Origin of the sequence: Psychrobacter sp. M13, assembly GCF_030718935.1 — a bacterium.
Classification (GTDB): domain Bacteria; phylum Pseudomonadota; class Gammaproteobacteria; order Pseudomonadales; family Moraxellaceae; genus Psychrobacter; species Psychrobacter immobilis_G.
In genome coordinates this window covers 2,895,578-2,908,839 of record NZ_CP132194.1, presented here as the reverse complement: position 1 = coordinate 2,908,839, position 13,262 = coordinate 2,895,578, and the positions used below count along the sequence as shown (strand labels likewise).

At 42.5% G+C, this 13,262-nt stretch carries 12 protein-coding genes; 8 read left to right on the top strand and 4 right to left on the bottom strand.

The window, feature by feature from the left end:
- The first annotated feature begins 151 nt into the window (after window positions 1–151).
- From pheS to Q9G97_RS12275, 5 genes are all read left to right on the top strand, one after another.
- Window positions 152–1,204, top strand: a complete 1,053-nt coding sequence (pheS, locus tag Q9G97_RS12295) for a phenylalanine--tRNA ligase subunit alpha (RefSeq protein ID WP_201570391.1) — start codon at window positions 152–154, stop codon at window positions 1,202–1,204.
- Window positions 1,205–1,264: 60 nt separating this feature from the next.
- Complete coding sequence (gene pheT / locus Q9G97_RS12290) at window positions 1,265–3,688, top strand: phenylalanine--tRNA ligase subunit beta (RefSeq protein ID WP_305899045.1); 2,424 nt, start codon at window positions 1,265–1,267, stop codon at window positions 3,686–3,688.
- A 254-nt stretch (window positions 3,689–3,942) separates the two neighbouring features.
- A complete protein-coding gene (locus Q9G97_RS12285; protein WP_201570389.1) occupies window positions 3,943–4,242 on the top strand; it encodes an integration host factor subunit alpha in 300 nt (99 codons plus the stop codon).
- Window positions 4,243–4,448: 206 nt separating this feature from the next.
- Window positions 4,449–5,072 carry a hypothetical protein gene (locus tag Q9G97_RS12280; RefSeq protein ID WP_305899044.1) on the top strand — a complete coding sequence of 208 codons (624 nt, stop codon included), beginning with the start codon at window positions 4,449–4,451 and terminating at the stop codon, window positions 5,070–5,072.
- A gap of 70 nt (window positions 5,073–5,142) precedes the next feature.
- Window positions 5,143–5,574, top strand: a complete 432-nt coding sequence (locus tag Q9G97_RS12275; RefSeq protein ID WP_305899043.1) for a BLUF domain-containing protein — start codon at window positions 5,143–5,145, stop codon at window positions 5,572–5,574.
- 348 nt (window positions 5,575–5,922) lie between these two features.
- Here the strand turns inward: Q9G97_RS12275 and Q9G97_RS12270 are convergent, their stop codons facing one another.
- Window positions 5,923–6,279: a hypothetical protein gene (locus tag Q9G97_RS12270; RefSeq protein ID WP_305899042.1), complete on the bottom strand. Its 357-nt coding sequence runs from the start codon at window positions 6,277–6,279 to the stop codon at window positions 5,923–5,925.
- A 353-nt stretch (window positions 6,280–6,632) separates the two neighbouring features.
- Here Q9G97_RS12270 and Q9G97_RS12265 point away from each other — a divergent pair, with 353 nt between their 5' ends.
- Window positions 6,633–7,520 (top strand): neutral zinc metallopeptidase, encoded by an 888-nt coding sequence (locus Q9G97_RS12265; RefSeq protein ID WP_305899041.1) that lies wholly within the window; start codon window positions 6,633–6,635, stop codon window positions 7,518–7,520.
- Window positions 7,521–7,654: 134 nt separating this feature from the next.
- On the opposite strand, the gene Q9G97_RS12260 is transcribed toward Q9G97_RS12265, so the two are convergent.
- From Q9G97_RS12260 to trxA, 3 genes are all read right to left on the bottom strand, one after another.
- A complete protein-coding gene (locus tag Q9G97_RS12260; protein ID WP_305899040.1) occupies window positions 7,655–7,900 on the bottom strand; it encodes a hypothetical protein in 246 nt (81 codons plus the stop codon).
- Window positions 7,901–8,202: 302 nt separating this feature from the next.
- The gene (gene rho / locus Q9G97_RS12255; protein ID WP_305899039.1) at window positions 8,203–9,471 is read right to left on the bottom strand and encodes a transcription termination factor Rho; all 1,269 of its coding nucleotides are present in this window, start codon (window positions 9,469–9,471) and stop codon (window positions 8,203–8,205) included.
- 556 nt (window positions 9,472–10,027) lie between these two features.
- A complete protein-coding gene (gene trxA, locus Q9G97_RS12250; RefSeq protein WP_201570381.1) occupies window positions 10,028–10,354 on the bottom strand; it encodes a thioredoxin in 327 nt (108 codons plus the stop codon).
- A gap of 283 nt (window positions 10,355–10,637) precedes the next feature.
- On the opposite strand from trxA, the gene Q9G97_RS12245 reads away from it, so the two are divergent.
- Window positions 10,638–11,351, top strand: coding sequence for an RluA family pseudouridine synthase (locus Q9G97_RS12245; RefSeq protein WP_305899038.1), 714 nt, complete (start codon window positions 10,638–10,640; stop codon window positions 11,349–11,351).
- A gap of 190 nt (window positions 11,352–11,541) precedes the next feature.
- A complete protein-coding gene (locus Q9G97_RS12240; RefSeq protein WP_305899037.1) occupies window positions 11,542–13,203 on the top strand; it encodes an NAD(P)/FAD-dependent oxidoreductase in 1,662 nt (553 codons plus the stop codon).
- The last annotated feature ends 59 nt before the right edge of the window (window positions 13,204–13,262 follow it).

The following is a 13,262-nucleotide window of genomic DNA, read 5'->3' as shown; positions in this document are numbered from 1 at the left end:
TGATTAATACTCTACTATTAATAAAAGCTACCGCTAGTCGGTGGCTTTTTTTATAGTTATTGTTTGAATATTCAAATTATTTCTAAGTAGATAATTTGCCATATTCACTCAAACCCTCAATACGTTGTTTAAATCAGGAATAATGCGTCTTATGACTACCCCTGCTGCTACCGATTTGTCGGCGTTACCGACTCTACCATTAGAGCTCAATCAGCTGACTGAAGCTCAGCTAATCGAGTTTGCAAGTCACGCCCAAATGCTTATCAATCAAGCAGATGATGTGCCCGCATTACAAGAGCTGCGTGTGCAGTTTACGGGTAAAAAGAGCCTATTAACGGGCTTCTCAAAGCAGATGGGTAAGCTTGGCGCTGACGACAAAAAGACTTATGGCGGTTGGTTGCACGGGGCCCGCACTAGTATCCAAGAAGCATTGACTGAGCAGCAGCAACAGGTAGAGACTCAAGCGCTAAACGCTAAGCTTGCCAGCGAGAGCATTGATATTACCTTGCCAGCTCGCGGTAGTGCGAAAGGTCATTTGCATCCTGTCACTATGATCACTCAGCGTATGCAGCAGTTTTTTGTACAGGCGGGTTTTAACGTAGCGACAGGTCCTGAGGTTGAGAGCGACTATTATAATTTTGAAGCACTAAATATTCCCTCGCATCATCCTGCGCGCGCGATGCACGATACTTTTTATTTTGATGCGCATTATCTACTACGTACGCACACCAGTCCTGTACAGATACGGACTATGGAGCAAAGCGCTCCGCCGATTCGCATTATCTGCCCAGGTCGCGTGTATCGTAATGATTCAGACCAGACTCATTCGCCAATGTTTCATCAGTTAGAAGGCTTGATGGTAACCGAGTCGAGCACCTTTGCTGAATTAAAAGGTTTGATTAGTGAATTTCTAGAAGCGTTCTTCGCCAAAGAGTTGACCGTTCGTTTCCGTCCGTCTTTCTTCCCATTTACTGAGCCATCCGCTGAGGTTGATATCTTAGATGACAATGGTAAGTGGTTAGAGGTGATGGGCTGCGGCATGGTGCACCCACAAGTGCTAACCAACTGTGGTATCGATGCTGAAAAATATACTGGATTCGCTTTTGGTATGGGTATTGAGCGCTTTGCGATGCTGTATTACGGTATAGATGACTTGCGTTTATTCTTCCAAAATGACGTACGATTTTTAAAGCAGTTTGGCTAGATTTTTGTTTTTAATATTAATACGTCTACCTTTATTCTAAAATTCTGATCCGAGATACTTATGAAAATTAGCGAACAGTGGCTACGTCAATGGGTGAACCCCACGAATACTAGCGAAGCGTTGGCCGAACAATTAACGATGGCAGGACTAGAGATTGATGATCGTTATGCGGTTGCTCGTGCCTTTAACGGCGTTGTCGTCGGTGAAGTCATCAGCGTCGAGCAACACCCTGATGCTGATAAGCTGAGAGTAACGCAAGTGAATGTTGGAGGAGATGAGCTTCTTCAAATCGTTTGTGGTGCTCCAAATGTAGCGGTTGGTATGAAAGCGCCTGTCGCCACTATCGGTGCAGTATTGCCTACCAGCGATGGCAGTAATGGTAAAGCGGGTTTTCATATCAAAGCCAGCGAGCTGCGCGGCGTCGCCTCAAATGGTATGCTTTGCGGCGCCTCTGAGATTGACCTAGTAGACGATATTGATGGTCTATTAGCACTGCCTAGCGACGCTCCTGTTGGTACCGATATCCGCGAGTATTTAGGCTTAGATAACCAAATACTTGATATCTCAATCACCCCTAATCGCGGTGATTGCTTTAGCGTCCGTGGTATCGCGCGTGAGATTGCAGTCACCAATAGTATGACTATGCAGCCACCAGAGATTACTATGGCCAATGATGATGCCGCTAATAGTAGCTTTGCTACACCTACTGTCGTTATTGATGCTATAGAGCAATGCCCACGCTACTTATTGCAGGCTATTAGCGATATCGATCGTAGTATAGCTACCCCAAAATGGCTGGCGGATAGACTAGTGCAGTCGGGCCTACGTAGCCATAATTTTTTAGTCGATGTGACCAACTATGTGCTGATGGAATTGGGTCAGCCCTTGCATGCTTTTGATGCCGATACGATCAAAGGTAGCATAATAGTGCGTTTGGCTGAGTCTCAAGAGAGCCTTACCTTACTCAATGATCAGACTGTGACCTTAAATGGTGATGAGCTGGTGATTGCTGATGATGAAGGGGTGTTGGCACTAGCAGGTATCATGGGTGGCAAACGCAGTAGTGTCACTGATAGCACGACTAATATTGTGCTTGAGAGCGCTTTTTTTAGTCCGCTTGCTATCGCCGCACGCGCGCGCCGCTTTGGTCTGCATACCGATGCCTCGCAGCGTTTTGAGCGTGGGGTTGACTTTGAGTTGCCAGCTTTAGCGCTAGCACGCGCTACTGATTTAATTACAACTATTGCAGCTGGTAAAGCTGGCAAAATTGTAACAGTTGAGCAACTCGATCAGTTGCCTGCGCGCAAGGCTATTATCTTACCTATTACCAAAGTAGCAGAGGTGCTAGGTATTGAGATTGCAGTAGATACTATGGTGCGTATCTTGACGCAATTAGGATTTGCAGTGGCGCAGCAAGATAATACGCTGATCTGCACGCCGCCATCGTATCGTTTTGATATGAGTATAAGCGAAGATCTAATCGAAGAGTTGGCGCGTATCTATGGCTATGACAATATACCTAGCGTGCTACCTCATCTACAAGTCAGTATGAACTATGACGATACGGCAGATTTGACCCATGAGATGAAATTGGCGTTAGTCGATATTGGTTATATGGAAGCGATTAGCTTTAGTTTTAGCGATGCTAAATTAGAAGCTATGATAGATGATGAAGCGTTAGGGGCAGTATTACCACTCGCTAATCCGATCTCCAGTGATCTAGCGGTGATGCGTCGTACGCTTTTATCAAGCTTGCTACCTTGTGTGCAATATAACCTTAATCGTCAGCAGTCTCGTATTCGATTCTTTGAGACGGGTTTAAGCTTTGTTGGGCAAAACATCAGCGAGTTAGTGCAGACGCCTAGTATCGCTCTGGTTGCTGTTGGCAATGTTTGGGATGAGCAAGCTTATCAAAACCGTGCTACCGACTTCTATGATCTAAAACACGATATTGAGCAGCTGCTACCAGTGCAGACAGATAGCGCTCGCATCCGCTATGAGCGTAGTGATTTAGACTTTTTACACCCAGGGCAGGGCGCGAAGCTCTACATAGATGATCATTATATTGGCTGGCTTGGGCAGCTACACCCTAATACCGCAAAGCAGCTGGATCTACCAGTGACTTGGGTAGCACAATTGGCCTTAGCACCATTATTGGCGTTGGCACGCGAACAGCAGCTGATTGCGACGCCGAGCAAATTCCCACAGGTTCGCCGTGATATCGCAATCTTAGTCAATAGTGATATTAGTGTGCAAGCCTTGCAAGCTACGATACGTAGCGTGGCAGGCGAACTACTAAAAGATATGTGGCTGTTTGATGTATATCAGGGCGACAAGGTACCAGAAGGCCAACGTTCATTAGCCTTTGCTTTAACGTGGCAGGACCCTACGCAAACTTTATCTGATGAATCAATCAAAGCCGCTACTGATAAAGTAGTGACAGCTTTAAGCTCAAAACATAATGCACAATTGCGCGATAGCTAAAGTTGATTTTAGCAAATTTATCATTAGCTTTAGCGTTATAAAAGTCTTATCTGTTACAGGATAAAATCATAAAGGCGCTAAGTGATAACAGTAACTTGTTATTAATAAAAGGTTTTATTGTATCTTTTATTAAAAACTAGGCAAAAATCATTTATAATAGCCAAGCTGTATTTAATAATACGCCAGCTTACTCACATAAATTAGTTATAGCAGATATTAGCCACACTATAGCAAAACAGCATAGGAGTCATACTGTGAGCACTTTAACCAAATCCGATATGATCGAGCATTTGATGAGCCGTCTGAACATCACTCGTCAAGAAGGACGTTGCTTGGTAGAGAATTTTTTTGAGGAATTATCAGAGAGTTTAATCAAAGGTAAAGAGGTCAAGCTTTCGGGTTTTGGTAACTTTGAGCTCAAGGACAAAAACAGTCGTCCAGGTCGCAATCCTAAAACGGGCGAAGCGGTTGCAGTATCCGCTCGTCGCGTGGTTACTTTTAAGACAGGACAAAAATTCCGTCAAAAGGTAGACGAGCGTTTGCTTGATGAGTAGCTATTACTGCTAGTCTATAAGATTGCTATTATAAAAAAAGTAATAAAAACTAACGAGGTGTTAAGCTATATATTAAAGCTTAACGCCTCGTTTTTTATGAAGCTATCAAAACCTCTATGAAAAGTAGTTTCAATACTTTAGTATTAAAACTATGTTAGACAAATAGTTAAGAAGTATCGAACTAACTAGCCGAATTGGGTCCACAAATGAATAATAGCCAAGTATTTCAAAAAAGTGCTCTAGGACGTGAAAAGATCAAAAATAAAGAATTAGATATATTGCCACGTCAGGCTCGAACTTTGCTGTTTTTAATTGACGGGGAAAGTCACTATGACAGCTATCTTAAGTCTTTGGATAGCAGTGAGATATTTGCCGAGTCGGGCGGAGTAGCCGTACTTTTTGAGCTATTGCAAGATTTGCAATATATAGAGGTTGCGTCCAGTGATCAAGGTGAGCCTACAGAGACAAGCTTATTCGCAGCATCTGAAACAGCGACACTCTCAGATGAGGATGCGCAACGCGTGCAGAATATAGAAGTAAATGTAGCGGCAGGCTTTGAGACTGAGATTGAGACAGAACCTAAAGAGTTATCAGACGATGAAAAGCATTATTATGATAAAAATTTTAATGCCGATTTTGAAAGTAAAAGAGCAGAATTAGCTGCTTACATTGAACAAAAAGCACCAGGTCAAGAAGCTTGGGTGTATATGCTCAGTTTAGAAAAATGCGATAATATTTTACAACTGCAAGCCTTGGTACAACATATGCAAAGCTCTGCTAATGATAATTTGGCTGATGGTATACAAAAGTTTTATGAGACCTTAAATTGATAGTTGGACTCTACCGTATTGGTATACTTAGATATAACATATAAAACAGCCTTTATATAAGAGATAGAACATGAGCCAAAATAATATCGATGCCCATATCTTAATAAGTATGACTTACGCCAGTCGCGCAAACTCCGATGTATCTGCCGAAGACTTTAATGAAATCCTCAAACAAGCTCAAGAAAATAATGCTGCCAATGGTATAACGGGCATGCTTACTTTCAATAAAGATTATTTTTTGCAGACTATTGAGGGGCCAAGAGCACAGATCAATAGATTGCTGTATGGACTGATTGCTGATCAGCGCCATTATGATTTACAGCTACTAGAAACCCGCGAGATAAAACATCGTGAATGGGCAAAATGGTCAATGAACTATGCCTCGCCAACCGAGCAAAATGCTGCCGTTTATCTCAAATATTCGACCACAGTCAATTTTAACCCGTACCTATTGAATGCTGAATCAGCAAATAATCTAATGCGTGAGTTAAGTTCGATATAGGTATTAGGGTCTGTTGAACATTTGATCATGGCACTGACAGAGACTATTTTTTAGGCGATTCTAGATTAAAAATATCTAGTTTAGCATTCTAATCGGATCTTTTTGATGACGAATCGACAAAAAAGAGTTCTGTCCTTGCAGGCTGATGCTAAAATCGCTTTATTCGTTGTAAAAATCTAGCCAAGGCATCTGCATTACCTGCGATTTTTACCTAGAATAGACCTATTTTAGCTATCAGCAGTGCTCATTTATGAATGTTCAACAGACCCTAGGCAGTACTCATGAATATCAGGCATAAAAAAAGAGAGCGTAAGCTCTCTTTTTTATAAAACTTTTATAAGTAGTAACTTATTGAGCAGGCTCAACAACTACAACTTCGTCAGCTGCGTTAGCGGCTTCAGTATTGCTAGCCATATCTACGCTAGTAGTAGTGCCGTCCATAGGAACTTCAGCATCCATCTCGTCAGTTGCAGTAGCAACTTGTGCGTCAGCAATATCAGCTTCAGCAGCCATAGCAGCTTCAGCAGCAGCAGGATCTACAGCTTCACCGTCAGCTGAGCCTTCAGCTAATTCTTCTTGCGCGTCTTGTACTTCTTCTTGTGCGTCAGATAAATCTTCAGCAGCGTTTTCAGTATTGCTATCACAAGCTGTTAAGCCCATAGAAGCAGCCATGATACCAGCAAGTGCAAGTAGTTTAATATCCATAATATTCTCCAAAAAATGAAATGATAAGTAGACATAACTAAAGGTTGAGCCTTCAATTTATTTTGAAGATCAACTACTCTTAGTCACAGCTACTCAGCTTGCACGCATTCTATATGTTTTTTATGAAAATGAAAAGACTTTATATTAAAAATTAACAGTATAAATGTAACTGAATTGTACTAACTGTAGATAGGTCAAAATTTATTACAGTTTTATCAACTAATATAAGTATAATCCAGTAAAATTAGTTAGTTATATAGCTAACTTGTACTTTGATTTATAAATTGAGAACTGATTTAAAATAGAGTTATAACTATACTCAACATATAGTAGCAACATTAGAGGGTAATATTATGAAATGGCAAGGTAGAAGGGGTAGCTCTAACGTTCGCACCAGTCGTGGTGGCGGTAAGATGATAGGTGGTGGTATCGGTGGCATTATCATTGCAGGCATTCTGTGGCTAGTATTTGGCATCAACCCGATGACAGCGCTACAGACAGGGCAAGTCGTTGCTGGTGGCGGTAGTAACACTTCCACTGAGCCTGCAACTAGCGATGATCGTGATACGCAGTTCGTAAAAGTAGTATTGGCTGATACCGAAGCGGTATGGGGTCAAATATTTCAAGAGGGTGGGCAGACTTATAAAGAGCCTGAACTGATCTTGTTTGATGGTCAAGTCAATTCAGCTTGTGGCAGTGCAACCTCTGCAACAGGACCCTTTTATTGTCCTGGTGATCAAACCGTTTATCTTGATACTTCCTTTTTTGTAGAGATGCGTCGCAACTTGGGCATTAGTGGTGATCAGCAAGGCTCAGGCGATCAAGAAAATAGCGGTAAAGCAGGGGATTTTGCGCAGGCTTATGTGATCTCGCACGAAGTCGGTCATCATGTACAGACTTTACTAGGTATTAGTCAGCAGGTGGCTGAAGCTAGTCGGCAAGTGACTCGTGCGCAAGCGAATAAGCTATCGGTATTGCAAGAGCTACAAGCAGATTGTTTTGCTGGGGTTTGGGCGAATCGTAATCAGGAGCGAGTGCAGTTCTTGGAAGCAGGGGATATCGATGAAGCTATTAATGCGGCAGGTCAAATCGGTGATGATCGTCTAGCGCAAGCGGGTGGCGGAGCAGTTGTGCCTGACAATTTCACTCATGGCACCAGTCAGCAACGGGTGCAGTGGTTTAGCCGAGGGCTTGATAGCGGTGATATTCAATCCTGTGATACGTTTAGTGGTGCGCTGTAGTTATCTTTACTGATACTCGATAAATAAGTTAGCGCTAGTTTTTTCGAGCTTAGCTGTCGTCTATACAATAAAAATCTTATAAAAAATAACCCCGCTATATTGATAGCGGGGTTATTTTTTATGAGGATTAAAGATTAGTTCTTAGTTTTGTCATAGATGTAACCACCAGCACCACCAATAGCAGCACCACCTAACGCGCCACGAGCGATATCTTTACTATCGCCACCACTTTTAATCAAAGCACCAGCAACAGCACCAGCAGTAGCTGCTTTAGTCGTATTACTTACGCCACTATTATAACCACCAGTAGAGTTACAACCCGTCATGATTAAAGCTGAGCTTGCAATGGTTGCCATTGCGATAGATTGAGCTAATTTCATATTATCACCTATAAGTTTTGTCAAATATTTAATTTAGAGTATCACATATTGAGCATGCGAGTATCTTCTTAGCGCTTATAGTAGCCTTTATATATGCATCTGGTCGTAGTAGAAACGCTAAGCTTTGCAAATAGACTGTTAACGATGTTTCCCTACTGTGACGTCAGTAGGGTATTCACTTATTCATCTTGTATTTGTATTGATAATACGCTAATTGATTCTATGATGTCATAAAAATCGTTTTAATAAAAAAGACTGCAATAATGCAGTCTTAGATATAGGTTAAGTCAAGTGTAAAGGAATTAGTTCTGTGATTTGCGCTTCATTTGCTCAAAGAACTCATCATTTGTTTTCGCCTCTTTTAGACGATCTAATAAGAATTCAGTCGCTTGTACACCATCCATCGGCTGCAATAGCTTGCGCAGGATCCAGACTTTACGTAACTTGTCTTCACTGAGCAAACGCTCTTCGCGACGAGTACCTGATCGCTTGATATTGATCGCCGGGAAAACGCGCTTTTCTGCCAAATCACGCTCAAGAGTAATCTCTTGGTTCCCTGTGCCTTTGAACTCTTCAAAGATTACGCTATCCATCTTACTACCCGTATCAATCAGAGCGCTGGCAATAATCGTCAGGCTGCCCCCTTCCTCAATGTTACGTGCGGCACCAAAAAAGCGTTTTGGCCGCTCAAGCGCATTGGCGTCAAGACCACCTGTCAGTACTTTGCCTGATGATGGGATGACCGTGTTATAAGCACGAGCCAGACGAGTAATAGAGTCGAGCAAAATAACCACATCTTGCTTATGCTCAACAAGACGTTTGGCCTTTTCAATGACCATTTCAGCGACTTGTACATGGCGCTGCGGCGGCTCATCAAACGTTGAAGCGACGACTTCACCACGAACGGTACGCACCATCTCAGTAACTTCTTCTGGGCGCTCATCAATCAAGAGCACGATCAAATAACACTCAGGGTTGTTGCGGGTAATGGCTTGAGCGATGGTCTGCAAGAGGACGGTCTTACCCGCTTTAGGCGGCGCAACAATGATCGAGCGCTGACCTTTACCGATAGGTGCGATTAAATCAATGATTCGACCGGTTAGATCTTCACTAGTACCGTTACCAGATTCAAGCTTAAGATGCTCAGTGGGAAATAATGGGGTCAAATTCTCAAAGATAAGCTTGTGACGCGAGCGATCTGGAGTATCAAAGTTGATCTCACCCACTTTGAGCAGCGCAAAATAACGCTCAGAATCTTTTGGCGGGCGAATAGTGCCCGCGATGCTATCACCTGTCTTAAGACTAAAACGGCGAATCTGACTTGGGCTGACATAGATATCATCAGGACCTGCCAAATATGAGCCTTCAGATGAGCGCAAAAAGCCAAAGCCATCAGGGAGTACTTCTAATACGCCATCACCATAAATGGCTTCACCGTTACGGGCGTGAGTTTTTAGAATAGCAAATATGATGTCTTGCTTACGGCTACGCGCCATATTGTCAAGACCCATCTCTTTGGCAATGGTCAATAGCTCAGCGATTGATTTTTTCTTTAATTCAGTTAAATTCATAGATAAGTCGTTAGCAGGTGATCAGGCGCGAGAGGCCATTGAAAGCACAACCTATGACATTGTTTGGGACAACATTAGTATGATAATAGGAGGTGTGCACAAAGTTGATCTTTAGGTAGAACCAGATTTTATACATCGAGTCATTACTTGCACTATTAAAAAGAGCAAAGAAATGATGACGATAAGAAAGGCCACATAAAGGGATATGATAAGTATTTAATACTTATTATCGTAGTTATTTATTTATTCAGTAATGACGACTAGTTACAATATTTAGTAATGATAGCTAGTTACGGTATCTAATAATTATATTTGTATTCAATGATAATAAACACAAGGTAACCAGCGACAGGACGCTTATAACATATATTAGATTTTTCTTGAGACACGACTATACGGTTTTCAAGATAGCCTTGTCAATTATTTTTGCTAAAAAAATTGGATAATTAATTTTTTTAGCTCAAACGGTAGCAAAAAGCCGTTATCTGGATGAGATAACGGCTTTTTTTATTCTCGATCAGGTTAGCGTTGATCAAGTCTGGTTAGTGCAAAACGCTTAAATATGTTTGTCTAATACTTTAGCCAGCTCAGACTTTGGTTGTAGACCCATAACAGAATCTACTTTTTCGCCGTTTTTGAAGACAAACAAAGTAGGAATGTTACGAATACCAAAACGGCTCGCCGCTTGTGGGTTGCTATCGACATCGACTTTGACGATTTTGACTTTACCTTCGTACTCGCTCGCTAAATCTTCTAAGATAGGCGCAATAGATTTACATGGGCCACACCACGTTGCCCAAAAATCAACCAAAACAGGAACATCTGCTTGCAAGACATCTTGATCAAAGTTGTCATCAGTAGTATTTACGATAAGATCTGACATAATTTTCTCTCTTTTTTATGATTTCTTTAATTCAGCCATTAACATTAAGCAGTTAAAGCCCGATTAAAGAAAATTGAGGATGAATAAAAATATGCCGTTATACTAGCATGCTTGATAGTACATAGCTGGTTGAAATAGCTAACCATTACTATTAATACAATAAATCGACACCCAAATTGACATATCAAACAACACTTAACTTCCTCAAGTACTTATAGTTTACTGTTGAGTAAATTGTAAATATTCAAACAACTTTAACTTGCCCTATATAAGTAGTAATTTTATGCTCTACAATGACGACACTACAACCGCTCTTAATCTACAAGAAGCTCAACAGGATGCTCGATTTTTTAGAGATTTTGCAGAGCAAGTGACTGTCTATGAAGATGATGATATTTGGCTGATTGATAAGCCAGCAGGTCTGCTTAGTGTCGATGGTAAGACGCTTAAAGTGAGCTTACTCGCTAGGCTTGAGCGCGTCAATCCACAGGTCAAATTGATTCATCGTTTGGATATGGATACCTCAGGGCTACTAATATTTGCCAAAAATGCTGCTGCGCAAACCCATATCAGTAAGCAATTTATTGAGCGCTTGCCGCAAAAAACTTATCAAGCGCGAGTATTCGGCGAGTGGGAAGCTGTCGGTACAAGAGGTAAAATATCTATCCCTGTACGCTACGAGCCTACGACTAAACCGCGTCATGTGGTAGATCTCGACTGGCATAAAAATGCGCTGACTAAATATGAAATACTAGGTTTTGAGGACTGTGCGGGGCAAACGGTGACTAGGGTTGCGCTGCAGCCAGTGACGGGTCGTAGCCATCAGCTGCGGGTGCATATGGTGCATGCCGGTCATGTGATCATTGGTGACCCTATCTATGCTGAGGATGCCGCCTTGACTATCGCACCAAGGCTGAACTTGCACGCGCAGCAATTGCGCCTTAAGCATCCTGTGCTGGGTGCTTGGATGGATTGGCAAAGTCCGTGTCCTTTTTGAATGAATAGGCGTTAAGTGGTTACAAACGCTAAAATTTTTGAATGGCTAAGCTTTTAAACGCTGCACTTTTATATTGTTAGGGGCATGACAAGGTAGCGGTGTACAGATGTGAACTATAGAGTCGAGTATTCTCAATAAACTACTAGCTTATTCATAATAAGATAGTGATAAGTTATACAAGGATAATATTATGCTCGATATTAGCACAGCCAAACAAGCTATTAAAAATGGCGTCAGTAGCCGATTTGCAAATAGTCAGTCGCCATCAACGGCGCGCGCAGATTATGAAGTGTTGGTTATTGGCGCAGGTGTCGCTGGCATCGGTATGGCCTGCCATTTACAACAAAGTAAGCAGCAAAGCTATTTTGGTAATAATCTTTTTGATCGTAAAAGTTTCACTAAAAAAAAGCGCTATAGGCCAAAAAAACAGAATAGAAAGCAGTCCTCAACTCAGCGTTTTGTAGTGTTAGAGAAACGCGCAGACCTAGGCGGTACTTGGGATTTATTTAATTATCCAGGGATTCGTTCAGACTCAGACGCGCTCACTTTTGGTTACAGCTTTCGCCCTTGGGTCAATGTCAGAATGCTCGCCAGCGGCAGCGACATCAAGAGTTATATCACCGATACTGCCCGCGAGTACAAGGTTATCCAGCACATTCGCTATCGTCATGAAGTCCAGCAATTGTCATGGTCAACTAGCCAACAGCTATGGACGGCGACCGTAAAAAATCATAATAGCGGCGAGATGTTTACTTTATCAGCAAACTTTGTGGTTGGCGCGACAGGCTATTATGATTACGAAGCAGGCTATCGACCGCACTTTGAAGGTGAAGAGGACTTTGCAGGGCAAATCGTGCATCCCCAGCTTTGGCAAGATGTAGATTATAGCGATAAAAAGGTGGTGATTATCGGTAGTGGCGCAACAGCGATGACTTTATTGCCAGCGCTAGTCGATAAAGATGCCGAGCAGTGCGCGCGCCATGTGACGATGCTACAACGTAGACCGACTTATGTCGCCAGCGTTGCAGGTGATGACGCTGCGCTGACATGGTTGTCTGCCAAATATTCACCATTATCCGAGCAGCAAGCTTATACTTTGCTACGCGTACGTAATGTGCTTAGACAACAAGGCGTCTATCAATTAGCTGTACATGCGCCAAAGGTGATGCGTGGTCTACTCAAGCATTGGGCCAAGCAAGATCTGAAGGGTAGCGGAGTGGATGTTAAGCACTTTTTACCCGATTATAATCCTTGGGATGAGCGCCTGTGCGCTATACCTGATAGTGACTTATTTCTAGCTTTGCATGGCGAGCGGGCAGAAATAGTCACTGACCAGATCAGCCACTTTACCCAGACAGGTATTCAGCTGCACTCAGGTCAACACCTTGATGCTGATATTATCGTTACGGCAACGGGGCTGAAATTACAAATGCTGGGCGGAGCAAAGGTATATGTCGATGGGATAGCGACTACTATTGGCACACGTATGACTTACAAAGCGGTGTTGGTTGAGGGTATTCCTAATATGGCGGTTATCTTTGGTTATACCAATGCCTCATGGACGCTCAAAGTCGATCTGGCCTGTAGCTACTTGATAAGGCTATTGAGTCATATGAAAAAGCATCGCTATTATACAGCTGTGCCGCAAGCTGAGATTGAAGGCGAAAATGTGCAGCGCCAAGCAGATACGATCATGGGTTCACTATCAGCAGGCTATATTAGCCGCGCTAAAGATGAGCTACCCAAGCAAGGCGACCGCTATCCATGGAAAGTCACTAGCAATTACTTAAGTGATCGTATCATACTCAAACATCGACGGATAAAGGACAAGTGGCTCAGCTTTAGTCGCTAGACTTTTTGCTAGTTGTAATAGGTCGCTTTTCACGCATCAATCGTGCTTATCGCCCTAGC

Bases quoted from the DNA above. Each gene is read 5' to 3' on its own strand.
- pheS (WP_201570391.1), top strand. From the start codon at position 152: ATGACTACCCCTGCTGCTACCGATTTGTCGGCGTTACCGACTCTACCA.
- pheT (WP_305899045.1), top strand. From the start codon at position 1,265: ATGAAAATTAGCGAACAGTGGCTACGTCAATGGGTGAACCCCACGAAT.
- Q9G97_RS12280 (WP_305899044.1), top strand. From the start codon at position 4,449: ATGAATAATAGCCAAGTATTTCAAAAAAGTGCTCTAGGACGTGAAAAG.
- Q9G97_RS12275 (WP_305899043.1), top strand. From the start codon at position 5,143: ATGAGCCAAAATAATATCGATGCCCATATCTTAATAAGTATGACTTAC.
- Q9G97_RS12270 (WP_305899042.1), bottom strand. From the start codon at position 6,279: ATGGATATTAAACTACTTGCACTTGCTGGTATCATGGCTGCTTCTATG.
- Q9G97_RS12265 (WP_305899041.1), top strand. From the start codon at position 6,633: ATGAAATGGCAAGGTAGAAGGGGTAGCTCTAACGTTCGCACCAGTCGT.
- Q9G97_RS12260 (WP_305899040.1), bottom strand. From the start codon at position 7,900: ATGAAATTAGCTCAATCTATCGCAATGGCAACCATTGCAAGCTCAGCT.
- rho (WP_305899039.1), bottom strand. From the start codon at position 9,471: ATGAATTTAACTGAATTAAAGAAAAAATCAATCGCTGAGCTATTGACC.
- trxA (WP_201570381.1), bottom strand. From the start codon at position 10,354: ATGTCAGATCTTATCGTAAATACTACTGATGACAACTTTGATCAAGAT.
- Q9G97_RS12245 (WP_305899038.1), top strand. From the start codon at position 10,638: ATGCTCTACAATGACGACACTACAACCGCTCTTAATCTACAAGAAGCT.
- Q9G97_RS12240 (WP_305899037.1), top strand. From the start codon at position 11,542: ATGCTCGATATTAGCACAGCCAAACAAGCTATTAAAAATGGCGTCAGT.